A 23,704-nucleotide genomic window follows, 5' to 3' on the forward strand; every position below is an offset into this window, starting at 1 on the left:
GTTCACGACAGCACTTCCACGGTTTCTTCGCCCCTTTGGAGCCGTGGGACGCTGGCGTGGATCGGTGAGCTTTTTCTGGGGCTGGAAGCGAGCTAGGCAGGGCCCATGCGCTCCTACCGCCAAACCCCCGCCTTGATGGTGCTCGGCACCGGCTCCAATGTCGGCAAGTCGCTGCTCGTCGCCGGCCTCTGTCGCCTCTTCGCCGATCGCGGGCTGAAGGTTCGCCCGTTCAAGCCGCAGAACATGTCGAACAACGCCGCCGCCACCGCACAAGGCGAGATCGGCCGGGCTCAGGCGCTACAGGCGCGTGCCGCGCGGGTCGCTCCGCAAGTCGATATGAACCCGGTCCTGCTCAAGCCCGAAAGCGAGCGCGGCAGCCAGATCATCCTGCAGGGCCGCGTCGCCGGTCATCTCTCCTCCGGCGATTTCAGCCGTCGCGGCGATTTCCTGCCCAAGGTGCTGGAGAGCTTCGAACGGCTGAGTGAGGGGGCCGATCTCATCCTGGTCGAGGGAGCGGGCTCGCCGGCCGAGACCAATCTGCGTGCCCGCGACATCGCCAATCTCGGCTTCGCGCGTGCGGCAGGCGTCCCGGCCGTGCTGGTCGGCGATATCGACCGCGGCGGCGTCATCGCCAGCCTCGTCGGTACGCACGCAGTGCTCGACGCCGACGACCGGGCGATGATCCGAGGCTTCGCCATCAATCGCTTCCGCGGCGATGTCGGCCTGTTCACGCCGGCGCTCGACACGATCACCCGGGCGACGGGCTGGCCGAGCCTCGGCGTCGTGCCCTGGTTCGCCGAGGCCGCGCGCCTGCCGGCCGAGGATGGGCTCGATCTGATGCGAGGCCTGCCGGTGCGCGAGGGCGCGCTGAAGATCGTCGTCCCGGTCCTGCCCGGCATCGCCAATTTCGACGATCTCGACCCGTTGAAGCTCGAGCCCGGTGTCGAGCTCGCCTTCGTCGGCCCCGGCACGCCCCTGCCGGGCGATGCCGCGATGGTGATCCTGCCGGGCTCGAAGACGACGCTGCGCGATCTCGCGAAGCTGCGGGAGGAAGGCTGGGACATCGACATCCTCGCCCATCATCGTCGTGGCGGCCATGTGCTCGGCCTCTGCGGCGGCTACCAGATGCTCGGCAGGAGCGTGCGTGATCCGCTCGGCCTGGAGGGGCCTGCCGGCGCGGCTCCCGGCCTTGGCCTGCTCGACATCGAGACCGAGCTCACACCGGACAAGACGGTGCGGGAGGTGGCGGTCGAACATCCCGGTAGCGGCACGGCCGGCCGCGCCTATGAGATCCATCTCGGCGTCAGTGAAGGACCTGACCGGGCGCGCGCGCCGTTCCGCGTCGACGGCCAGCTCGAAGGCGCGCGTAGCGCTGATGGCCGCGTCGTCGGGACCTATCTCCACGGCGTGCTCACCTCTGACCCGTTGCGCCGCGCCTGGCTCGAAGACCTCGCCGGGGGCGCGATGGCGGCTGGAGAGGCTTACGAGCCGGCGATCGAGGCAACCCTTGACCGGCTGGCTGAGCATCTGGAGCGCCATCTCGATACCGCGGCGCTGCTCGAACTGGCGCGCTCGCGGCCCTGACATTGGAGAGCCTTTTGGCGAAAAACTGTCAGGAGGATACAAATAAAGCTTTGCCGATCAATTTGTTGACGACTGACGAAATTCGTCATACTCAACGATTGCGTCCGCAGACGGCCTATGGGAACAAGTTGTCAGACCGGGAAGTTGCCCTGGCATGAGCACAATAGAGCGCGATACACGGCACGAGATCGTCGACGTCGCCGAGCGGTTCTTCCGCCAGATCGGCTACCAGAAGACCACTGTCGCCGATATCGCCAAGTCGCTGCGCATGAGCCCGGCGAATGTCTATCGTTTCTTCGACTCCAAGAAGGCGATCAACGAGGCCGTCGCCGAGCGATCGATGACCGAGCTCGAGGCGACGGTCGCCGCCATCGCCGCCGAGAAGCGCCCGGCTGCCGAGCGTCTTCGCGACATTCTCGCCGCGACCTGCCGCATCAATGCGGCCCGCTATCTCGACAATCACCGCCTGCACGAGATGGTCGCCTGCGCCATGGAGGAAAGCTGGGACGTCATCCGCGGCCATATCGAGCGCTATGATGCGATCCTGCGCGCCGTCGTCGCCGACGGCATCGCCAAGGGCGAATTCACTGCTCGCGATCCGATCACGGCGACCCATTGCGTGCGCATGGCCATGCTGCGCTTCTGTCACCCGCTCCTGCTCGGCCAGTGTGCCGAATTGCCGGGTCCGAGCATCGATGAGATGATCGATTTCATCCTCTCAGGATTGGGTGCAAGCCGCCCCGCGGCCTGAGCATGCGCTTTCAGCCGCGTTGACAAGGCGCTGGCGGAGCGGGATACCCCGCCGCGCATGCTGAATCTCTCCAAACAGAGCGCCAAGAAGCTCGCCGTCGTCGTCCATGACCTGGCGATGACCGCACTCGCGATCATTTTCGTCTTCGCCGTGCGCTTCGATGGCTGGCTGTTCGACGAGCGGATGCGGCAATTGCCGTCGATCCTGCCCTTTCTCGTCGCCTATGCCGGCGCGGTCTACTGGTTCTTCCAGCTCTATCGCTCGAAATGGCGCTTCGCCTCGCTGCCGGACCTGTCGAACATCGTCCGGGCGGTGACGGTCCTGACGCTGACCTTGCTGGTCGTCGACTACGTGCTGGTCTCGCCGAACCTCTACGGCTACTTCTTCTTCGGCAAGATCACGCTGGTTCTTTATTGGCTGGTGCAGATCGCGCTGCTCGGCGGTCCGCGCCTGGCCTATCGCTATTTCAAGTACTCCCGTTCCAAGCATCAGGCCTCGCGCGAGGCGACGCTGCCGGCCCTGCTGCTCGGCCGCGGCACCGACATCGAGATGGTGATCCGCGCCATGGAATCGGGCGCGATGGGCAAGATGCGCCCCGCCGGCATCCTGACGCCGCGCCCGGACGATCTCGGCCAGTCCATCCGGGGCGTCCCGGTGCTCGGCCTGCTCTCGCAGATCGAGACGATCGCGAGCGATGCCGATGGGCGTGGCGAATCGTTCCGCCGCATCGTCGCGACCCCGAGCGCGCTGGCACCAGAGGCCGAGCCGGACAAATGGCTCGCCCAGACCCGCAAGCTCGCCATCCCGATCTCGCGCCTCGATACGCTCGGCGAGGGCATGCGTGGCAGCGAGTTGGCGCCGCTCGAGATCGAGGACCTCCTGGTGCGCCCCTCGGTCAAGATCGACCGTGCGCGGCTCGAGGGCTTCCTCAAGGGCAAACGCGTGATCGTCACCGGCGGCGGTGGCTCGATCGGCTCCGAGATCTGCCTGCGCTGTGCCGCCTTCGGTGCTGCCGAACTGCTCGTCGTCGAGAACTCCGAACCGGCGCTGTTCCACGTCACCGAAGCGCTGGCGGCCCAGGACCTGCCGATGCGGATCACCGGCGCGCTCGCCGATGTCCGCGACGAGGCGCGCCTCGGCCCGCTGTTCAAGGCCTTCGCGCCCGACATCGTCATCCATGCCGCCGCGCTGAAGCACGTGCCCTATCTCGAAGCCGATTGGGGCGAGGGCATCAAGACCAACATCTTCGGCTCTGTCGTGGCCGTCGAGGCGGCGGTCGCCGCCGGCGCCGGCATCTTCGTGATGATCTCGACCGACAAGGCGATCGAGCCGGTCTCGATGCTGGGCGCGACCAAGCGCTTCGCCGAGATGTATGCCCAGGCCCGCGACGCCGAATTCGCCGCCGGCAATCGTGGCATGCGGCTCGTCGCGGTCCGCTTCGGCAATGTGCTCGGCTCGGTCGGCTCGGTGGTGCCGAAGTTCAAGGCGCAGATCGAGCGTGGCGGCCCGGTCACCGTGACCAGCCCCGACATGATCCGCTACTTCATGACCATCCGCGAGGCCTGCGACCTCGTGCTGACCTCGGCCTCGCATGCACCAGAGCACGAGGCCCAGGACGAGCGTGCCGCCGTCTACGTGCTGAAGATGGGCCAGCCGCTCAAGATCATCGACCTCGCTGAGCGCATGATTCGCCTCGCTGGCTATGAGCCAGGCGTCGACATCGAGATCGCCGTGACCGGCGTCAGGCCGGGCGAGCGCCTGAACGAGATCCTCTTCGCCAAGGACGAGCCGATGGCCGAGACCGGGCTCGACGGCGTGATGGCGGCCAAGCCCATCTTCGCCGGCCGCGCCCGCATGCGGGGTTGGCTCGACGAGCTCGAGCGGGCGCTGGCGGCGCAGGACCGCCTCGGCGCCGAGGCGGTGCTCGAGGCGGCGATCCCCGATTTCAGCCGTCGTCAGGCGGGTTCGCCGCCAGCCGCGCCAGCGCAGCCTGCGTCTCCGCAGGTGGTCGCCAGCCCGCGCTGATCAGGGCGGCCGGCGAGGCGACCAGTCCACTCGCCAGACGCTCATAGGCGCCCTGGCGTCCCGCGATCCGCGCCACAAGCGCGAGCAGGGACGACGGGACCGGGATCAGGCCCGGCCCGCGCCCGAGGCCGGCGCGCATCGCGGCGAGCATCTGCGCGACCGAGAGGGGCTCCGGATCGGCGACGATGTAGCTGCGCCGTGCCGGGCAGGCTTGCGTCAACGCGAAGGCGACCGCCTCCGCGAGGTTCTCGATCGCGAGCAGCGAGCGCTTCGCGGAGAGTTCGCCGAGCGGTAGTGGCAGGGGCAGCCGCGCAAGCTTCAGCAGCGCCGCCATATTGGCTTTTACGCCCGGCCCGTAGACCAGCACCGGCCGCAGGGCGACCCAGTCGAGATCGAGTCCGGCGAGTCCTTGCTCTGCTGCCAATTTGGAGCGGCCATAGGCGTCGGTCGGGGCCGGCGGATCGGTCTCGCTGAGAGGTCGGCCGCTGATTGGACCGCTCTGTGCCCGGATCGAGGACAGGAAGAGGAAGCGCCGGACGCCCGCCGCCTGCGCAGCCCGTGCCAGCGCCAGCGTCGCATTGGTGTTGACGGCCCGGTAGCGCTCTTCGGGGATGTCGCCGTCGGCATGGGCGAGCCCGGCGCTGTGGACGATGAGATCGATGCCGTCGAGTATGGGCTGCCAGTCGATCGGGGCGCCGAGATCGCCGATGGTGGCATGCTCGACGCCGGGAACGGGAGGCACCGCGCTGCGGCCCGCAGTCCGCAACTGATAGCCGCGAGCGGCGAGATCGTGCAGCAGATGCCCACCGACGAAACCGGTCGCGCCGGTGAGCAGGACCCGCTCACCGCTCACGGCTGCGCCCGCTGGCGCGAGAAGCGGCGCAGCAGGGCGCAGGTCAGCGCCAGCGCCGCCAGCAGGCAGGCAAATTGCGCCCAGAGCCCCGGCACGGCGATGCTGACCGCCGCGAGCCCGACCAGGCCAAGGTTGAGCAAGGCGATCTGCGTGACGATGTCGATGACCTTGAGGCCGTTATCGGTCGCCTGCTGGTAGAAATGCGAGCGATGCGCCTGCCAGACCTTCTCGCCGCGCGCCAGGCGGCGCAGCAGCGTGATCGTCGAGTCCATGACGTGGTAGAGCGGCAGGATCAGCGCCGCGGTCAGCGCACCACTGCCGGCGAGGCGATACAGCAGATAGGCTCCGAGCAGGCCGAGCGGCAGCGAGCCGACATCGCCAAGGAAGATGCGTGCGACCGGCTTGTTGAACGGTGCGAAGCCGAGAAGCCCGCCGAGCAGTGCCGCGGCGAGAAAGCCGGTGGCGGGATCGACGATGCTGTTGGCGCCGGCCAGCACGATCGCGCCGGTCAGCGGCACCAGCCCGGCGAGCGTGATCCAGTCGATCCCGTCCATGAAGTTGACGAGGTTGACGAACCAGGCGCCGGCGATCAGCGCGAGGCCACGCTCGGCCCAGAGCGGCAGCGTCTCCGGCAGCAGGCGCATCTCCGGCGCGGCGTAGAAGATGACGATGCCAACGCAGAGGAATTGCAGCGGCAGGCGCAAGGCCGGCGAGAGCGGCCTGATATCGTCCCAGGCGCCGACCAGGGCGAGCAAGGCGGACGCCGCCATCACCAGGATGAGGCCCTGTCTGGCGTCCGCATCCATAGGGATGAAGACCAGTGCGAGCCCCAGCGCCAGGAAGGCGCCGGCGAACACCGCGATGCCGCCACCCTGCGGCGTCGGCGTGCGATGGCTGGAACGGGCATTCGGCCGCGCCAGCGCATAGCGCATCATCAGGGGGCGCAAGGCCAGGCACAGCCCGAAGGCGAGGCCGGCAGCGAGCGCGATCAGCAGGATAGGGGCGAAGCGTTCCAAGGCGGGCGGACCATAGCCATACCGGCCCTCACCGCAAGTGGCACTTGCATCGCCAAGCACAAAAGCAGAACATGACGGGCATGGCCGTTGCCGATTCCGTCCTCAATCCGCCCCCCGCGCGTCCGGAGATCACCCGTGCCGTCTGTCGCGGCGCCTCGCGCCATCTGCGCGAGCGCGGCTATGCCATCGTCAAGGAGATGACCTTCGCCAATGGCAGGCGCGGCGACATCGTCGCGCTCTCGCCCTCGGGCGAATTGCTGGTCGTCGAGGTCAAGTCGGGGATCGAGGACTACCGGGTCGACGGCAAATGGCCTGACTACCGCGACTACTGTGACGGCTTCCTCTTTGCGGTCGCGCCCGAATTCCCGCTGGAGATCCTGCCCGAGGATGTCGGCTTGATCGTCGCCGATGCCTTCGGCGGCGAGATGCTGCGCGAGCCGCCGCGCCATCAATTGGCACCGGCGCGCCGAAAAATGCTGACCATCGCCTTCGCCAGGCTGGCGGCCGGGCGCCTCGCGCTGCTGGAGGATCCCAGAACCTAACCCACCGCCCGCTGCGGCAGGTCGAGCGCCTTCTGGCCGATGTTCAGGCTGATCTGCAGGCTGTCGGCAATGCGACGGGCGCGGTCGATGAACAGGAATTCGGCCGGGCCGGTGCAGAGCTCGGACACCGTCGCCTCGAACAGCGACAGCCAGCGCTCGAAATGCTGCATCTCGAGCGGGAGCGGCATGTGGACCTGCTGCGGCTTGCCGCGATAGCGCCCGCTCGTCAGCGTCACCGACGACCAGAAATCGCGCAGCTTGACCAGATGCACGTCCCAATCGTCGCCGAGCTTGGCGAGAAAGATCGGGCCAATCAGCGGGTCCCGGCGAACGCGGCCGTAGAAGGTGTCGACCAGCTCCGCGATCAGCTCTTCGGTGATCCGCTCGGGGAGCGGCTCTCCGCTCATCGTGGGGCGCGCTTGGCGAGGATGCGCTGCAAGGTGCGGCGATGCATGCCGAGCCGACGCGCCGTCTCCGAGACATTGCGGCTGCACAGTTCGTAGACGCGCTGGATGTGCTCCCAGCGGACGCGATCGGCCGACATCGGGTTCTCCGGCGGCACTGGGCGGGCATTGGGCCCGGCGGCCAAGGCCGAATGGATCTCGTCGGCATCGGCCGGCTTGGCCAGGAAGTCGAAGGCGCCGAGCTTCACGGCGCTCACCGCGGTCGCGATATTGCCATAGCCGGTGAGGACGACGCCTCGTGCATCCGGCCGCTTCTCCTTGAGGCGGGCGATCACGTCGAGCCCGTTGCCGTCGCCAAGACGCAGGTCGATCACGGCGAAGGCCGGGGCTGCCTCCTCGACTGCGGCAAGGCCGGCCTGCACCGACTCGGCGATCCGCACCGAATATCCCCGTCCTTCCATGGCGCGGGCGAGGCGGGTCAGGAACGGCTTATCGTCGTCGACGAGCAGGAGCGACATGTCCCTGCCGGCAGTGTCGGTGAGCTCGCCTGTATTCGGCGCCGTGTCCATCGCCATCATCTCCTGCCGGGCGGTGGCCCGGCTCAACATCCGTTCTATCGATTGCGCGACGCGCTGAAACGCCGCAACGCCTCATTCTGTCGCATATGGGGCCAAAAGCTCCGGGTTTGAAGGTCCGGCAGGGCGATCGTCGCGCTCGAAGACGGCGCGCAGCCAGGTGATGCGGATGCTGGCGCCGGTCGCCGGCAGCGGCAAGTTGGAGAATTCCAGCGTCGCGCCGCTGCGCTCCAGCAATGTCTTGGCGATGAACAGGCCGAGGCCGAGACCGCCACCGGCGCGCGATTCCTTGGCATGCGAGCGCGAAAGATAGGGATCCCCCGCCCGCAACAGCACCTCCGGCGGGAAGCCAGGTCCGTCATCGGCGATGGTCAGGACAACGGCGCCTTCGGTCCATTGCGCCGTGATCGTCACCTTGGAGCCGGCGAAATCGACGGCGTTGTCGACGATGTTGCCCAGCCCGTAGATCATGCCGGGATTGCGCCGGCAGACCGGTTCGGGCTTCTCGCCGGTGAGCGCGATCTCGAAGGGCACGCCGAAGGGCCGCTGCGGACCGGCTGCTTCCTCGATCAGCAGGCTGAGCGAAAGCTGGTCGAGTGGGCCGGCATCGTCGTCCTGCAGCGAGGCGAGCTTGCCGAGGATGCCGCGGCAGCGCTCGACCTGCTCGCGCAGCAGCGTGATGTCCTCCGCCATCTCGCCCTCGGCCGGCGCGAGCCGCGAGAGCTCGCGGGCGACCAGCGCGATCGTTGCGAGCGGCGTGCCGAGCTCGTGTGCGGCCGCGGCTGCGAGGCCATCGAGCTGCGAGAGATGCTGCTCGCGCGCCAGCACCAGCTCGGTCGCGGCCAGCGCCTCCGAGAGATCGCGCGCCTCCTTGGCGACGCGCCAGGCATAGATGCCGGTGAAGCCGAGCCCGAGCAGCAGCGCGATCCAGTTGCCGACCTGATATTGCGGCGGGAGAACCGGCCGCTCGCTCCCGGCCCAGGGCAGGGGCCAGTGCACGAACACCAGCAGCGTTGCCAGTCCCGCAGCGAGGAGGCCCAGCGCCAGCGTATGCCGCGGCGGCAGTGCCGTCGCCGAGATCATCACCGGCGCCAGGAACAGGATCGCGAACGGGTTCTGCAGGCCGCCGGTAAGATAGAGCAGCGCCGCGAGCTGGAGGATGTCGAAGCCGAGCAGCGCGGTCGCTGCGCCTTCGCGTAGGCGGTGGCTGAGCGGAAAGCGGATGCGTAGGGCGATGTTGAGCCAAGCCGAGACCGCGATAGCGAGGAAGCACCAGCCGAAGGGCAGCGAGAAGCCGAGGCCGAAATGGACGCCGGCGACGGCGACGCTCTGGCCGGCGATTGCCAGCCAGCGCAAACGCACCAGCGTGTCGAGCCGCAAATGCCGCGGCATGCCTCCGGGAGCGGATGGGAGGAGGTCGGTGATCGTCACGGCGCGCAATCTTCGCAAAGCGCCTGGCGAATGGGGAGTAAGAAGCTGTGGCTAATCGGCATCACAAGGAAATCTTAGCCCTTTGAACGATTGAATGAGAACAAATTATACTTAGGCTGCGTTCCCTTGTTGCGCTGCATCGTGGGATGCGGCGCTGCGAAAGAGCGAAAGGGCCGCCATGTCGTTCGCCTACCACGCCTATGAGGCGGTTCATATGATGGTCAGCCCGGCGCGGGCCATGTCCGACGCGATGCAGCTCGCCTTCAAGAACCCGGCGAATCCGCTGACCTATACCCCGTTCGGGCGCTCGATCGCCGCCTCCTGCGAATTGTTCGAGCGCACCACGCGCCGTTACGGCAAGCCGGCCTTCGGCCTCGATACCACCACGATGAACGGCGTCACCGTCGCAGTCGAGGAGCGAATCGTCTGGCAGCGCCCCTTCTGCAATTTGATCTATTTCGACCGTAAGATCGAAGGGCGCCGCAAGCCGCAGCCCAAGGTGCTGCTGGTCGCGCCGATGTCGGGCCACTACGCCACGCTGCTGCGCGGCACGGTCGAAGCTTTCCTGCCCGATCATGAGGTCTACATCACCGACTGGATCGACGCCCGTCTGGTGCCGCTCGCCGCTGGCAGCTTCGATCTCGACGACTATATCGACTACGTCATCGCCATGCTGCAGAAGCTCGGCCCCGACACGCATGTCATGGCCGTCTGCCAGCCTTCCGTGCCGGTACTCGCCGCGATCGCGCGCATGGAGGCCGAGGGCGATCCGGCTTCACCGCGCTCGATGACGCTGATGGGCGGGCCGATCGACACGCGCCGCTCGCCGACCGCGGTCAACCAGCTCGCCATGGAGCGTGGCACCGACTGGTTCCGCCGCAACTGCATCACCCGCGTGCCGTTCCCGCATCTCGGCGCCTTCCGCGAGGTCTATCCGGGCTTCATGCAGCTCTCCGGCTTCATGGCGATGAATTTCGATCGCCATCTCACTGCCCATTACGACATGTACAAGCATCTCATCGAAGGCGACGGCGATTCGGCCGAGAAGCACCGCGACTTCTATGACGAATATCTCGCCGTCATGGACCTGACCGCCGAGTTCTACCTGCAGACGGTCGACACCGTCTTCGTCAAGCACGCCCTGCCCAAGGGCGAGATGATGCATCGCGGCAAGCCGGTCGATCTCAAGGCGATCCGCGGCGTCGCGCTGATGACGGTCGAGGGCGAAAACGACGACATCTCCGGCGTCGGCCAGACCAAGGCGGCGCATGATCTGTGCGTCAACATCCCTGCCGACATGCGGGTCGAGTACCTGCAGAAGGGTGTCGGCCATTACGGCGTCTTCAACGGCTCGCGTTTCCGCTCGGAGATCGCGCCGCGCATCGCCGATTTCATGCTCACCCTCGACATGAAGGCGGCCAAGGATCGCCGCAACGAGACCGCCGAGACGGCGCGCAAGGCGCTGAAGGTCGCGGGCTGAGCTAGGGCCGCCCCTTCCGCTTCCGCCGCGAATCCCGCACAATCGCCGGGATGCGGTTCTCCCTGTTCAGGCGCAAGCCCGATCCCGACCGGATCGAGGTGGCACATGCCGGCACGCTCTATCCGGTCACCGTCAGGCGGCGCTCGACGGCGCGCCGACTGACGCTGCGCGTCTCGCAGGCGACCGGCGAGATCACGCTGACGCTGCCTGAACGCGTCGACTTCGCGACCGGCCGCATCTTCGCCGAGAATCATGGCGGCTGGATCGCGGCGCGCCTCGCCAAGCGCCCGCAAGGCGTGGCTTTCGAGGCCGGAGCCGTCGTGCCGTTGCGCGGCGTGCCGCACCGCATCGTGCACTGGACCAAGGTGCGCGGGCTGACCCGGGCAACGGTCTCGACCGAGGGCGAGCCGATCATCGCGGTCTGCGGCGAGGCGGCCCATGTCGCGCGCCGGGTCAAGGACTTCCTGCGCCGCGAAGCCCTGGCCGATCTCGAGAAATCGGTGCGCACGCATACTGCCGTACTCGGCATCCCCGCCCGCAAGATCACGCTGCGCGACACGACCAGCCGCTGGGGCTCATGCTCCTCGAAGGGCCATCTCAGCTTCTCCTGGCGCCTGATCCTCGCGCCGGCGCTGGTGCTCGACTATCTCGCCGCTCATGAGGTCGCGCACCTCAAGGAGATGAACCATTCGCACCGCTTCTGGGCGCTGACTCACAAGCTCTGCCCGCGCACCGACGAGGCGGAGGCCTGGCTCAAGCGCCATGGTGCGAGCCTGCACGGCTATGGCTGATCGCCTGCCGTCATTGCGCCTGGCAGGGCACCGCGCCCTTTGACGCTGAGGCCCGCGCGAAGACCACGAAGCTCGCCGCCGCGAGCAGCCAGACGCCGATCCCGCCATAGAGCATGACCGCCCCGAAGCCGTCAGCGAGCGCCTGACGCGCCAGCGCTGCCGTGAGCCCCGTCTCGGGAGAGACCGGCGCTCCGGCTGCTACCTTCTCCGCCAGACCGCGCAATGTCGCCGCATCGATGCTGGCTGCGAGCCTGGTCGCGAGCGAAGCGCGCACGCTTTCGACGAGGATGAAGCCCATCAGCGCGATATTGATGGCGAGCGAGATCATCCGTGCGCTGAGATCGATGCCCGAGGCCATACCGGCGCGTTCGGCCGGCACGGCAGCGGTCGAGGTGTTGGTGACCGGTGTGTTGGCGAGGCCGATGCCGATGCCGGAGAGCAGGCAGCCCGGCAGCATGGTCAGCCAGCTCGGAGAGGTGACGGAGGTACCGAGCTTCATCGCGATGAAGCCGAGGCCGATGGTGAAGAGCCCGGCCGGGATGACGATGCCGGCCCGGTAGCGCCGGGCCAGCTGCTCGGCCAGCGGCGGCACGACCAAAGTGGGCAGCGTATAGGCGAGCAACACCAGCCCCGCAGTGAGGCCGTCATAGCCGAGCCCGGCCTCGAACCAGATCGGCAAGTAGATCATGAACGGCCAATAGCTGACATTCATCGCGGCCGCGCCGATGATGGCGCCGGAGAAGGCGCGGATCTTGAAGACCGAGACGTCGATCATCGGGCGGCTGACAGCTCGCTCGATGAACAGGAAGGCGACGAAGCTCGCCGCCGCGAAGCCGAGGACGGCCAGGGCCTGCGGACTGGTGAGGCCGAGCTCCGGGCCCTGCGTGATGAAGTAAGCCAGGCAGAACACCGACAGCGACAAGGTCGCGATGCCGCCGATATCGAGGCGCTCCGCGTCAGGGTCACGTGATTCCCGGATCGAAGCCAGCGCCAGAAGCGCCGTTCCGACAGCGATTGGCGTATGGACGAGGAAGACCCACTGCCAGCCCGAGACCGCAACGATGGCGCTGCCGATGATCGGCCCGAAGCCGAGGCCGATGCCGAAGACGACCCCCCAGACGCTGAAGGCCATCGCCCGTTCGGCCGGCTCGCGAAACTGCTGTGACAGGATGGCGACACTGCAGATAAGACCTGCCCCGCCACTCAGGCCTTGAAATATGCGGGCGACGACGAGCACCGTTGCGTTGGGCGCCAGGCCGCAGGCCAGCGAAGCGACAGCAAAGGCCATGATTGCGATCAGGAAGACCCGCTTGCGGCCGTAGCGATCCGCCAATGTGCCCGCCGCCATCAGCACGCCCGTCACCGCGATGGTGTAGGCGTTCATGATCCACTGCATCTCCTTGAAACTGGCCGGCAGCGCCTTTTCGAGCGTCGGCAGGATCGCCGGCACGCTGGAGATCTCGAGGCCGAACATCAGCGCCGTCAGGCAGGCGGCAATGAGGGCCGGCATGCCGCGCGAGCGCGGCGCTGGTAGCGTTTGGGTGATGTCCATAATGTCGGGTCTTTCCTGTCGGCGAGCGCGCAAGCGGCCCCGCGGCGAGTCGCGGGCAAGCTAGCGGGCGCTCAGCAACAACAGAACCGAATGCATTGCTATTTCAGCGATGATGATTTGATATGGCTGTCGCCATGTCACTCGATGTCGATGCCGTCAGAGCCTTTGTCGCGATTGCGGAGCAGCGCAGTTTCACCCGCGCCGCCACGGCGCTGGGCAGCCATCAGGCGGCTGTCAGTCTCCGGCTGAAGCGGCTGGAGGAGCGGCTCGGTCACCGCCTGATCGAACGGACGCCGCGGCTCGTGCGCCTATCCGCACAGGGGGCGGTGTTCCTCGACGAAGCCCGCGCCTTCCTCGCCGCGCATGATCGCGCGTTGTCGGCGCTCAGCAATGCGCACCGCCGCTTCTGTCTCGGCATCGCCGCGCATGTCTTCGGGCCGGAGGTGCCGACGCTGCTGGCGCGGCTCAATGCGCACGACCCCGGCCTGATGATCGAGGTGCAGCTCGGTCATTCCCGCGTCTTGCTCGAGGCGTTCGACAAGGGCGAGCTCGATGCGGCGATCGTCCGCCGCGACGATGATCGCCGTCCGGCCGAGGTGCTGGCGCCGGAGCTGTTCGGCTGGTTCGCAGCGCCAGGCTTTGAATACCGCCAGGGCGAGCCGCTACGGCTCGCGACGCTCTCGTCGACCTGTGGCGTACGCGACATCGCGACCAAGGCGCTCGATGCCGCCGGCATCCCCTGGGTCGAGGTCTTCATCGGCGGCGGTTCGATCGCGGTCGATGCGGCGGTTGCCGCCGGCCTTGCCGTCTCGGCCTTCTCCTGCCGGCTTGCGCCCGCCGGCACCGTCGAGGTCAGCCGCCGCTTCGGCCTGCCGAATCTGCCGACCTCGGAGATCGTCATGGTCTCGACCTTGACCGACGCCCGGTCGCGCGCGGCCCTACGCACCCTCGCGGCAGCATTTCGGGAGCATCGGCCGATCGTTTGCTTAAGGTGAGCGCTTATTTCCGCGCGGTCGGCACGCCCTCGCGGATGACGCGCGAGAACTCCGGGCTGTCGGGCTTGAGGCTGCGCGCCTTCTCGCCGATGTGACTCAGCCTCACCAGCTCGTCGAGCGGCATGTCCTGCCGTACCGAGCCGATGTCGCGGAGATAGCCGGGCAGATAGCCTGAGAGCAGCACGCGCGGGTCGAGGGGCAGCGAGAATTTCCAGCCGGGCGCGACCTGGCCGACGAGATGGTAGACCACGGTGGTGCAGTTCGTCGTCAGCGTGTTGTACCAGCGCGGCTCCTGCGCCAGCCGGTTGATGTCCTTGGCGTAGGCGAGCAGCAGGTCGCGCGCCTGCGCTGGCGAGGCGTTGAGCCGGAACAGGCGGGTGTCCTCGCCGCGCGCCTGGGTCCGCAGGCCGATCAGGTCGCGCTCGTCGGCGGCGACATAGGCCATCTCGTAATTGCGGAAGAAACCGGCCAGCGCCGACCACTCCTCGCCCTGCTCGCGCCTGATCTCGATCGAGATCGTCAGCGGCTCGCTGCCTTCGAAGGGGAAGCTGATCAGCAGATGCGCGATCGCCTCGCCCGACCAGTAGGACAGGAAGAGATCGGCGCCCTGAATGCGCGACAGGTCGTAGCTGCGGGTTTCCCAGCGCTGGTCGTAGTCGCTCTCCGTCCGCCAGGTGAAATGGCGCAGATTGGTCACCGTCAGACGCCCGTCGGCCACATTCATCTGCGGCAGGCGCGCCAATTCAGGGATCCAGTTGCGCTCATGCGACGGCTTGAGGCCGGCCCACCAGCCGATGAGGCCGACGAAGAGCACGGCGAAAGCGAGCGGCAGGCGCGGCGCGCCGGTCCAGATGCCGATGGCGCCGGCGAGCCCGGCAAGGCCGAAGCCGATCGCGGCGGCGATTCCGATCGCACCGGGCAGACGGAAGATCAGAAGCCCGACCCCCCAGGCGGCCGTGCCAAGAAGCGCAAGCGTCAGCAGAATCTGCAGGAGAACGAAAAAGAGGCGGCTCATCGCCGCCTCTCATAACATGATGCTGTGCTGTTCGCTCAAGCTGCCAGCGAACTCGTCGGCGCGGCGGCCTTCACGGCGTCGTCGACATGCGGCTCGAACTTCGCGAAGTTCTCGGCGAACATGCCGATCAGCTTCTTGGCGGTGTCGGCGAAAGCGGCTTTGTCAGCCCAAGTCTTGACGGGATAGAGGATATGGGGCTCGACGCCGGGCACCGAAGTGGGAACGGCGAAACCGAAATAAGGATCCCGGCGGAAATCGGCGCGATTGAGCGAGCCGTCGAGCGCTGCCGTCAGCAGACGCCGGGTGACGCGGATCGGCATGCGCCGGCCGGTGCCGTAGCCGCCGCCGGTCCAGCCGGTGTTCACCAGCCAGCAGTCGACATGGTGCTTGGCGATGAAGTCGCGCAGCAGGTTGGCGTATTCCGACGGGTGGCGCGGCAGGAAGGGCGAGCCGAAGCAGGTCGAGAACTCCGGCTGCACACCGACGAGCCCGCGTTCGGTGCCGGCGACCTTGGCGGTGTAGCCGGAGAGGAAATGGTACATCGCTTCGGCCGGGGTCAGCTTGGCGATCGGCGGCATCACGCCGAAGGCGTCGGCGGTCAGCATCACGATGTTCTTCGGCGTGCCGGCACGGCCCGAGCGCGAGGCGTTCGGGATGAAGTCGAGCGGATAGGCCGAGCGGGTATTCTCGGTCTTGGTCTCGTCATCGAAGTCGACCTCGCGCGAGATCGGATCCATCACGATGTTCTCGAGGACCGTGCCGAAGCGCTGCGAGGCCGCATAGATCTGCGGCTCGGCCTCGGCCGAGAGGCGGATCGTCTTGGCGTAGCAGCCGCCCTCGAAGTTGAAGATGCCGTCCTTCGACCAGCCGTGCTCATCGTCGCCGATCAGGGTGCGGTCGGGGTCGGCCGAGAGCGTCGTCTTACCGGTACCGGAGAGGCCGAAGAAGATCGCCGGGTCGTCCTTGGAGCCGACATTGGCCGAGCAGTGCATCGGCACCACGCCCTTGGCCGGCAGCGTGTAGTTCAGGTAGGTGAAGACCGATTTCTTCATCTCGCCGGCATAGGCGGAACCGCCGATCAGCACGATCTTGCGCGAGAAATCGATCGCGACCACCGTTTCGCTGCGGCAGCCATGGCGCTTCGGATCGGCCTTGAAGCTCGGCAGGTCGACGATCGTCAGTTCGGGTACGTAACCTGCGATCTCGCCGGCCTCGGGCCGGATCAAGAGGTTGCGGATGAAGAGCGAGTGCCAAGCGAATTCGGTGAAGACGCGCGCCTTGACCCGGTGCGCCGGATCGGCGCCGCCATAGAGATCCTGCGCGAACAGCTCCTTGCCCTCGGCGTGCTTGATGAAGTCGGCGAGCAGGGTCTCGAACTGCTCCGAGGAGATCGCGCCGTTGTTCTCCCACCAGACAGTCTTTTCGGTCAGCGCGTCCTTGACGACGAACTTGTCCTTGGGCGAGCGGCCGGTATGGGTGCCGGTATCGGCGCAGAGCGCGCCCCCGCGGGCGAGCTGCGATTCGCCGCGCCGCAGCGATTCCTCATAGAGGCGCGCCGCCTCGAAGTTCCAGTAGACCGCCTTGAGCCCGCGGAAGCCGAAGCTGTCGGCGCCGCTGTTCGGGTTGACGTGACCGATGGTCTCCACTGGCAATTCCTCCTGCCGAGAAGCCGTCGCCAGGCGATGCCGGCGTCGTGATTGGAGCGGGGCGGACCCCACTATGGGCCCGATGGGCCGGTGAAGTGGAGGGCTCTTTAGGCGGATGATGACGCCGGCTCAAGTCACGAGGGCAGCTGGTGGATGACCTGAGTGGATTTAAATCGTTTAAATTTTCAGCTGTGGTGAATCGCCGCGCTCAGGCCGCTTCGCGGGCCTTGCTGGCGAGCGAAACCAGCGCCTTGCGCAGCGCGTCCGGCGTGGTCACCGGCTCGTCGAAGGGCAGGCGCAGAGCCTTGTCGCCGAGCATCAGGTCAGCGCCGTCGGGATCGACGCCGGAGAGGCGCCAGGCACCCTCCTCGCCGCCGAGCAGCCCGGTGGCGTAGAGCCTGATCGCCTCGGCATGGTCCTCGTTCATATGCGCGACCGCGCCTTCCTCCGCCTCGACCAGCGCTCCGGCCTGCGAGCAGTCGCTGAGCACGTCGCCGGCCTCGAGCTCATAGGCGCGGCCGAAGCCGCCATTGAGGCTGGCGCGCTGCAGTTTCAGTGCGAAGAAGGAGAAATCGGGGAAATCGACGTAAAGGGACGCTTTCGGCTGCCGCGCCAGGAAGCGCCGGCGCACCCGCCGGCCGAAATCCGTCTCGCGCTCGACCTTTTCGGCCGTGGCCAGCAGCGTGATCCTCGCGTGAGCGAGCGGGTCGCCCTTGCCGCCGGGCGCGATCAGCAGCGAGCAGCGCGGATCGGCGACGAGGTTGCCGGTGTGCCCCGACAGCGAGGAGACCAGAATCAACGGGGTCCCGTCGATGTCGGTCGCGAGGCTGGTCAGGCTGGCGAAGGGGTGCCCCTCCGGCGTCAGCGTCGCCAGGGAGCCGGAGCGCGCGCTGCGCAGCAACCCGCGCGCGAGCCCGCGTGCGCTGGCATCGGTCGGCCTGATCGGATTGCTCGCCATGGCACTTTTCGCCGTCTTAAGGGTTTTCTGACGCGAGACGTAGCGAAAGCGCCTTGGCTTGGCTAGATTGCAGCCATGCTTTGGCCGTTCTCGCGCGAGAGTGGACCCTGTTGATTGCAACGCCAAGAAACAAAGAGCCGGAAAAGCTTATGCCAACCATTGCGCTGGTCGACGACGACCGCAACATCCTGACCTCGGTTTCGATCGCATTGGAGGCCGAGGGCTATCGCATCCAGACCTACACGGATGGCGCCTCGGCTTTGGATGGGCTGAAGCAGAATCCGCCCGACCTGGCCATCTTCGACATCAAGATGCCGCGCATGGACGGGATGGAGCTGCTGCGCCGCCTGCGCCAGAAGTCGGACCTGCCGGTGATCTTCCTGACCTCGAAGGACGAGGAAATCGACGAGCTCTTCGGCCTGAAGATGGGCGCCGACGACTTCATCCGCAAACCCTTCTCGCAGCGCCTGCTGGTCGAGCGGGTCAAGGCGATCCTGCGCCGGGCCGGCGCGCGCGACGCGACCGCGACCGTCCGCACCGAGGACGCCAAGGCGCTGGAGCGCGGCCTGCTGCGGATGGATCCGGAGCGTCACACCTGCACCTGGAAGGGCGAGCCGGTGACGCTGACCGTCACCGAGTTCCTGATCCTGCAGTCGCTGGCGCAGCGTCCGGGCGTGGTCAAGAGCCGCAACGCCCTGATGGATGCGGCCTATGACGACGAGGTCTATGTCGACGACCGCACCATCGACAGCCACATCAAGCGTCTGCGCAAGAAGTTCAACCAGGTCGATGTCGAGTTCGACATGATCGAGACGCTCTACGGCGTCGGCTACCGCTTCAAGGAGACCTGAGAAGCGTCCCCGGCGCGGCTCGCTACGGCATTTGCGTGAGCGCCGGGACAGGGTATGAGCCGCTCATGGCTACGATCGAACAGGAGGGGGCCCGCGCGAGCGGGCCGCGGCCGGGGCTGACGCTGCGGCGTCGCGCCGCCCTGTTCGGCCGCCGCATGCTGCGCGCCGTCTCCGGGCGGGCCGCCTCCAGCCTGACCCGGCGCATCGTCGTTCTCAATCTCGCCGGCCTCGTCGCGCTCCTCGTCGGCTTCCTCTACCTCAACCAGTTCCGCGAGGGCCTGATCGAGGCGCGGGTGCAGAGCCTGCTGACCCAGGGCGAGATCATCGCCGGTGCCATCGCCGCCTCGGCCACGGTCGAAACCGACACGATCGCGATCGATCCGGACAAGCTCCTGCAGATGCAGGCGGGCGAGAGCGGCGCGATCGCCGAGGATCCGCTCGATTTCTCGATCAACCCGGAGAAGGTCGCCCCGCTGCTGCGCCGGCTGGTGACGCCGACCAAGACGCGCGCCCGCATCTACGACAGGGACGGGATGCTGACGCTCGATTCGCGCAATCTCTATTCGCGCGGCGACATCCTGCGGCTCGATCTGCCGCGCATCGGCGAGAGCGACGAGCCGCCATTGCTCGAGCGCACCTGGAACATGTTCCGCAACCGGCTCGGCCGCGCCGACGTGCCGGCCTATGACGATTTCGCCAACGCCAACGGCAAGTCCTATACCGAGGTCGCCCGGGCGCTGGCCGGTTCGCCGGCGAGCGTGGTGCGGGTCAACACCCGCGGCGAGACCATCGTCTCGGTGGCGGTGCCGGTGCAGCGCTTCCGGGCCGTACGCGGGGCGCTGCTGCTCTCGACGCAAGGCGGCGATATCGACGCCGTCATCGCCTCCGAACGCTACGCCATCTTCCAGGTCTTCGCCGTCGCCGCCGGCGTGATGATCATCCTGTCGGTATTGCTCGCCGGCACCATCGCCGAGCCGATCCGCAAGCTCGCCGACGCGGCCCAGCGCGTGCGCCGCGGCGTCAAGGCGCGCGAGGAGATTCCGGATTTCTCCAGCCGCCATGACGAGATCGGCCACCTTTCCGGCTCGTTCCGCGAGATGACCCAGGCGCTCTACAATCGCATGGAGGCGATCGAGCGCTTCGCCGCCGACGTCGCCCATGAATTGAAGAACCCGCTGACCTCGCTGCGCAGCGCGGTCGAGACCTTGCCGCTGGCCAAGAGCGAGGAGTCGCGCGGTCGCCTGCTCGCGGTCATCCGCCATGATGTGAAACGGCTGGATCGGCTGATCACCGATATCTCTGACGCCTCGCGCCTCGATGCCGAACTCGCCCGTGACGATGCTGCTCCGCTCGACGTCGCTCAGCTCGTCGAGGCGGTCGTTTCGGTCCAGAACCAGATCGGTCGCGAGGGTCAGCCTATCGTCGAGCTCTCGGTCGACCGGCGCGGCCAGCGCCCGGGCGCCGATCCCTTCCGGGTGCTCGGCCACGATTCCCGCCTCGGCCAGGTCTTCGTCAACCTGATCGAGAATGCCCGCTCCTTCTCGCCAGCCGACAAGCCGGTCAGGGTCAAGCTCTCGCGCGTCGCCGGCGACGTGCTGATCACCATCGAGGATGACGGCCCGGGCATTCCGCCGCATGCGCTGGAGCGGATTTTCGAGCGCTTCTACACCGACCGGCCGGAGAGCGGCTTCGGCCAGAATTCCGGGCTCGGCCTGTCGATCTCGCGCCAGATCGTCGAAGCCCATCGCGGCACGATCCGGGCCGAGAACCGCTACGCATCCGAGCAGTCTGAGGGTGAGGACAAGCGGCTCGGCGCCCGCTTCATCGTGCGCCTGCCGGCAGCGGTGCAGCCGGCATGAGCACTCCGTCCCCGCTGCGCCTGCATGCCAGTGCCGTCGTGATCGGCGAGGCCGGAATCCTGATCCGCGGTCCATCGGGCGCCGGCAAGTCGAGCCTGGCGCTGGCATTGGTCGGCCTGGCACAGCTCCAGGGCCGCTTCGCCAGGTTGATCGCCGATGACCGGACCGAAGTCGCGGTCCGGGCCGGCCGCCTCCTCGCTTCGCCGGTACCGCCGATCGAGGGGCTGGTCGAGCGGCGCGGGCTCGGATTGACGCCGGAACCGCATCTCGCAGCCGCGGTGGTCCGACTTGTCGTCGATTGTGGTGCCGAACCCAAACGCATGCCGGAGCCGGAGGCGCTGGTCGAGACCATCGCCGGGATCGCGCTGCCGCGATTATCCGTGTTTCCGAGGGCCGGCGACGAACGTCTAGTGCTTGCGGCGCTTGCGCTATTCGCCGGTCCGGGGTGAATTGGTTTCGAGGAGTTCGAGACAAGCCTTGCCTATCTTTCGCACCTGCCGCATAAACCGCGACCTTGTCCGGGCGCCGATGGGCGCTCTCCGGTGGTACTGAATGATCGGACTCGTGCTTGTCACGCATGGGCACCTGGCGACGGAATTCCGCGCCGCGCTCGAACATGTCGTCGGCCCGCAAGCCAACCTCGCCACCATCGCCATCGCACCCGATGACGATATGGAGGGCCGCCGACGCGACATCATCGCGGCGGTGGAGCAGGTCGAGAACGGCAGCGGCGTCATCGTCCTGACCGACATGTTCGGCGGCACGCCCTCCAATCTCGCCATCTCGGTGATGGAACCGGGCCGGATCGACGTCGTCGCCGGCGTCAACCTGCCGATGCTGATCAAGCTCGCCAGCGTGCGCGAGGAGAAGACCCTCGACGAAGCCGTCAGCAGCGCGCAGGATGCGGGCCGGAAATACATCACGGTGGCCAGCCGCGTGCTTGCGGGCAAATGAGGTTCGGCGTGCAAGGCATGCGCGAAGACGAGATTCGCGACGAGGATTGCGACTGCACAGAGGTCGAGATTCCGGCCGGCGCCGTCTATGGCGAGTTCCCGATCATCAACAAGAAGGGCCTGCACGCCCGCGCCACGGCGAAATTCGTGCAATGTGCCAGCCAGTTCGATGCCGATATCACCGTGTCGCGCTGCGGCGAGACGGTCGGCGCGACCTCGATCATGGGCATCCTGACGCTGGGCGCCGGTATCGGCTCGACCATCACCGTCGTCGCCAAGGGCACGGAGGCGAAGGAAGCGCTGCAGGCGCTGGGCGCGCTCGTCGCCGATCGGTTCGGCGAGGGCGAATAGGCGCTCAACGTGTGGGCTTCTGTCGTCGCATCGATGGCGTTCGTCAAAGCCATCGGTTCCGTGGCCATGCTGGTCTGCTTTTTCGTGCTGCTGTTCAGAGGGCGGATTTCCTTGCGCGCCATGCGCGAGCGGCGCTGGCGGCAATAGGTCACATACGGTGGCACATAAAGACATCTTTATATCTTTGATTGCCTTCTCCCCGAGGCCCTGCTAGAGAGCGCGCCGTCATTCAAAGCACGATCGATTGGAGCGCTCCCGTGTCGAAGCAGGATTACGTCGTCAAGGACATCGCGCTTGCGGATTACGGCCGCAAGGAAATCAACATGGCCCAGGACGAGATGCCGGGCCTGATGGCGATCCGCGCTGAGCACAAGGGCAAGGCCCCGCTCAAGGGCGCCCGCATCGCCGGCTGCCTGCACATGACCATCCAGACCGCTGTGCTGATCGAGACCCTGAAGGAACTCGGCGCCGACGTCCGCTGGTCGTCCTGCAACATCTTCTCGACCCAGGACCACGCCGCCGCCGCGATCGCCGCCACCGGCACCCCGGTCTTCGCCATCAAGGGCGAGACGCTGGAAGAGTACTGGGAGTACGTGCTGCGCACCGCGACCTGGGGCGACGGCGGCACCCCGAACATGATCCTCGACGATGGCGGCGACCTGACCATGCTGATCATCCTCGGCGCCGAGGCCGAGGCCGGCAACGCCGCCTTCCTCGACAAGCCGGGCAATGAGGAAGAGACGATCTTCTTCGCGCTGATCAAGCGCGAGCTGAAGGCCAATCCGGGCTGGTTCACCAAGACCCGCGCCGCGATCAAGGGCGTCTCCGAGGAGACCACCACGGGCGTGCACCGCCTCTACGAGCTCGCCAAGGCCAGCCGCCTGCCGTTCCCGGCGATCAACGTCAACGACAGCGTCACCAAGTCGAAGTTCGACAACCTCTATGGCTGCCGCGAGTCGCTGGTCGACGCCATCCGCCGCGGCACCGACGTGATGATGTCGGGCAAGGTCGCGGTCGTCGCCGGCTATGGCGACGTCGGCAAGGGCTCGGCCGCCTCGCTGCGCCAGGCCGGCTGCCGCGTGCTCGTCACCGAGATCGATCCGATCTGCGCCCTGCAGGCGGCGATGGAGGGCTACGAGGTCGTCACCATGGAGGACGCCGCGCCGCGCGCCGACATCTTCGTGACCGCGACCGGCAATCTCGACGTCATCACCGTCGACCACATGCGCGCGATGAAGCACCGCGCCATCGTCTGCAACATCGGCCACTTCGACTCGGAGATCCAGGTCGCCGGCCTCAAGAACTTCAAGTGGGACAACGTCAAGCCGCAGGTCGACGAGATCGAGTTCCCCGACGGCAAGCGCATCATCCTGCTCTCGGAAGGCCGCCTGGTGAACCTCGGCAATGCGACCGGCCACCCCTCCTTCGTGATGTCCTGCTCGTTCTCGAACCAGACGCTGGCCCAGGTCGAGCTCTGGAACCACCACAGCAAGTACGAGAACAAGGTCTATACCCTGCCCAAGCATCTCGACGAGAAGGTCGCGGCGCTTCACCTCGCCAAGGTCGGCGCCAAGCTGACCAAGCTCAACGACGCCCAGGCGAAGTATATCGGCGTGGCGCAGACCGGCCCGTTCAAGCCGGAGCTCTACCGCTACTGATCCGGGTTCTGCCCGGCTGGATCCGGGCGGCGGCGCATCGCGTCATCCGGATCCTGTCCTTCCGGATGTCACACCTGCTCTCAAGGAGCCCGGCCTCGTGCCGGGCTCTTTTGCATTCTGGGGGTGTTCGCCGCTTTGGGTACTACTAATAGATGCTCGCGCCCGGTTGGCATCAACTTGTGGACCCGTTCCGTTTGGCGCCGAGCTCTGCCGTCGCCATTCGGCCTTTACTGTCGATTAAGCACTTCCTGCCGGAGTCCTGCGGTGATTACAGTGGCACTGATTCGGGCTGCCGGCAGGCTTCGCATGCGGCGCCCGGTTTCGTGCAGCGGTGGCTTTGCGGGGGTTGCGGGTGTGGGTCCTTCAGGGGAACCATGGCCGGCTGTCGTGTTGGCGACACCCTGCCGATCACGG

General features: G+C 67.1%; 23 protein-coding genes. 14 read left to right on the top strand and 9 right to left on the bottom strand.

Features of this window, described 5'->3' with window-relative positions:
- Positions 1-105 precede the first annotated feature (105 nt).
- From AC07O0_RS15045 to AC07O0_RS15055, 3 genes are all read left to right on the top strand, one after another.
- A complete protein-coding gene (locus AC07O0_RS15045; RefSeq protein WP_494624420.1) occupies positions 106-1,584 on the top strand; it encodes a cobyric acid synthase in 1,479 nt (492 codons plus the stop codon).
- Positions 1,585-1,738: 154 nt separating this feature from the next.
- Positions 1,739-2,335: a TetR/AcrR family transcriptional regulator gene (locus tag AC07O0_RS15050; RefSeq protein WP_494624422.1), complete on the top strand. Its 597-nt coding sequence runs from the start codon at positions 1,739-1,741 to the stop codon at positions 2,333-2,335.
- A gap of 57 nt (positions 2,336-2,392) precedes the next feature.
- A complete protein-coding gene (locus tag AC07O0_RS15055; RefSeq protein ID WP_494624424.1) occupies positions 2,393-4,360 on the top strand; it encodes an SDR family NAD(P)-dependent oxidoreductase in 1,968 nt (655 codons plus the stop codon).
- Here the strand turns inward: AC07O0_RS15055 and AC07O0_RS15060 are convergent.
- Positions 4,281-5,213 carry an NAD-dependent epimerase/dehydratase family protein gene (locus AC07O0_RS15060; RefSeq protein ID WP_494624426.1) on the bottom strand — a complete coding sequence of 311 codons (933 nt, stop codon included), beginning with the start codon at positions 5,211-5,213 and terminating at the stop codon, positions 4,281-4,283. The genes AC07O0_RS15055 and AC07O0_RS15060 overlap by 80 nt on opposite strands.
- Positions 5,210-6,229 (bottom strand): MraY family glycosyltransferase, encoded by a 1,020-nt coding sequence (locus AC07O0_RS15065; RefSeq protein ID WP_494624428.1) that lies wholly within the window; start codon positions 6,227-6,229, stop codon positions 5,210-5,212. Before AC07O0_RS15065 ends, AC07O0_RS15060 begins: the two co-directional genes overlap by 4 nt.
- A 71-nt stretch (positions 6,230-6,300) precedes the next feature.
- Here AC07O0_RS15065 and mmcB point away from each other — a divergent pair, with 71 nt between their 5' ends.
- The gene (mmcB, locus tag AC07O0_RS15070) at positions 6,301-6,771 is read left to right on the top strand and encodes a DNA repair putative endonuclease MmcB (RefSeq protein ID WP_494624430.1); all 471 of its coding nucleotides are present in this window, start codon (positions 6,301-6,303) and stop codon (positions 6,769-6,771) included.
- Here mmcB and AC07O0_RS15075 read toward each other — a convergent pair.
- The 3 genes from AC07O0_RS15075 to AC07O0_RS15085 form a co-directional block, all read right to left on the bottom strand.
- Positions 6,768-7,178 (bottom strand): group III truncated hemoglobin, encoded by a 411-nt coding sequence (locus AC07O0_RS15075; protein ID WP_494624432.1) that lies wholly within the window; start codon positions 7,176-7,178, stop codon positions 6,768-6,770. The genes mmcB and AC07O0_RS15075 overlap by 4 nt on opposite strands.
- On the bottom strand, positions 7,175-7,744 hold the full coding sequence (locus AC07O0_RS15080) for an ActR/PrrA/RegA family redox response regulator transcription factor (RefSeq protein ID WP_494624987.1): 570 nt from the start codon (positions 7,742-7,744) through the stop codon (positions 7,175-7,177). Before AC07O0_RS15080 ends, AC07O0_RS15075 begins: the two co-directional genes overlap by 4 nt.
- Before the next feature lie 81 nt (positions 7,745-7,825).
- Positions 7,826-9,142 (bottom strand): ActS/PrrB/RegB family redox-sensitive histidine kinase, encoded by a 1,317-nt coding sequence (locus tag AC07O0_RS15085; protein ID WP_494624434.1) that lies wholly within the window; start codon positions 9,140-9,142, stop codon positions 7,826-7,828.
- A 217-nt stretch (positions 9,143-9,359) separates the two neighbouring features.
- Here AC07O0_RS15085 and AC07O0_RS15090 point away from each other — a divergent pair, with 217 nt between their 5' ends.
- The gene (locus AC07O0_RS15090) at positions 9,360-10,661 is read left to right on the top strand and encodes a polyhydroxyalkanoate depolymerase (RefSeq protein WP_494624436.1); all 1,302 of its coding nucleotides are present in this window, start codon (positions 9,360-9,362) and stop codon (positions 10,659-10,661) included.
- 50 nt (positions 10,662-10,711) lie between these two features.
- Positions 10,712-11,452, top strand: coding sequence for a M48 family metallopeptidase (locus AC07O0_RS15095; protein ID WP_494624438.1), 741 nt, complete (start codon positions 10,712-10,714; stop codon positions 11,450-11,452).
- Positions 11,453-11,462: 10 nt separating this feature from the next.
- Here the strand turns inward: AC07O0_RS15095 and AC07O0_RS15100 are convergent, their stop codons facing one another.
- Positions 11,463-13,004 (bottom strand): MFS transporter, encoded by a 1,542-nt coding sequence (locus AC07O0_RS15100; protein ID WP_494624440.1) that lies wholly within the window; start codon positions 13,002-13,004, stop codon positions 11,463-11,465.
- A 134-nt stretch (positions 13,005-13,138) separates the two neighbouring features.
- Here AC07O0_RS15100 and AC07O0_RS15105 point away from each other — a divergent pair, with 134 nt between their 5' ends.
- A complete protein-coding gene (locus AC07O0_RS15105) occupies positions 13,139-13,999 on the top strand; it encodes a LysR family transcriptional regulator (RefSeq protein ID WP_494624442.1) in 861 nt (286 codons plus the stop codon).
- Positions 14,000-14,003: 4 nt separating this feature from the next.
- Here the strand turns inward: AC07O0_RS15105 and AC07O0_RS15110 are convergent, their stop codons facing one another.
- The 3 genes from AC07O0_RS15110 to AC07O0_RS15120 form a co-directional block, all read right to left on the bottom strand.
- Positions 14,004-15,014: an Lnb N-terminal periplasmic domain-containing protein gene (locus AC07O0_RS15110; RefSeq protein WP_494624444.1), complete on the bottom strand. Its 1,011-nt coding sequence runs from the start codon at positions 15,012-15,014 to the stop codon at positions 14,004-14,006.
- A 35-nt stretch (positions 15,015-15,049) separates the two neighbouring features.
- Positions 15,050-16,660 carry a phosphoenolpyruvate carboxykinase gene (locus AC07O0_RS15115; RefSeq protein WP_494624446.1) on the bottom strand — a complete coding sequence of 537 codons (1,611 nt, stop codon included), beginning with the start codon at positions 16,658-16,660 and terminating at the stop codon, positions 15,050-15,052.
- A 208-nt stretch (positions 16,661-16,868) separates the two neighbouring features.
- Positions 16,869-17,618, bottom strand: coding sequence for a HugZ family pyridoxamine 5'-phosphate oxidase (locus AC07O0_RS15120; protein ID WP_494624448.1), 750 nt, complete (start codon positions 17,616-17,618; stop codon positions 16,869-16,871).
- A gap of 149 nt (positions 17,619-17,767) precedes the next feature.
- Between AC07O0_RS15120 and AC07O0_RS15125 the strand changes: the two genes are divergently transcribed.
- The 7 genes from AC07O0_RS15125 (at position 17,768) to ahcY (ending at position 23,290) form a co-directional block, all read left to right on the top strand.
- On the top strand, positions 17,768-18,469 hold the full coding sequence (locus tag AC07O0_RS15125; RefSeq protein ID WP_454028926.1) for a response regulator transcription factor: 702 nt from the start codon (positions 17,768-17,770) through the stop codon (positions 18,467-18,469).
- Between the two features lie 65 nt (positions 18,470-18,534).
- Complete coding sequence (locus AC07O0_RS15130) at positions 18,535-20,328, top strand: sensor histidine kinase (RefSeq protein WP_494624450.1); 1,794 nt, start codon at positions 18,535-18,537, stop codon at positions 20,326-20,328.
- Complete coding sequence (locus AC07O0_RS15135) at positions 20,325-20,777, top strand: HPr kinase/phosphorylase (protein WP_494624452.1); 453 nt, start codon at positions 20,325-20,327, stop codon at positions 20,775-20,777. Before AC07O0_RS15130 ends, AC07O0_RS15135 begins: the two co-directional genes overlap by 4 nt.
- 103 nt (positions 20,778-20,880) lie before the next feature.
- Entirely contained in the window at positions 20,881-21,282 is a 402-nt protein-coding gene (locus AC07O0_RS15140; RefSeq protein WP_454028929.1) for a PTS sugar transporter subunit IIA, read from the top strand.
- 17 nt (positions 21,283-21,299) lie between these two features.
- A complete protein-coding gene (locus tag AC07O0_RS15145) occupies positions 21,300-21,632 on the top strand; it encodes an HPr family phosphocarrier protein (protein ID WP_494624454.1) in 333 nt (110 codons plus the stop codon).
- Positions 21,633-21,641: 9 nt separating this feature from the next.
- Positions 21,642-21,779, top strand: coding sequence for a hypothetical protein (locus tag AC07O0_RS15150; RefSeq protein ID WP_494624456.1), 138 nt, complete (start codon positions 21,642-21,644; stop codon positions 21,777-21,779).
- A gap of 110 nt (positions 21,780-21,889) precedes the next feature.
- Positions 21,890-23,290: an adenosylhomocysteinase gene (gene ahcY / locus AC07O0_RS15155; RefSeq protein ID WP_494624458.1), complete on the top strand. Its 1,401-nt coding sequence runs from the start codon at positions 21,890-21,892 to the stop codon at positions 23,288-23,290.
- The last annotated feature ends 414 nt before the right edge of the window (positions 23,291-23,704 follow it).

Source organism: Allobosea sp. GW821-FHT10B12 (assembly GCF_059415545.1).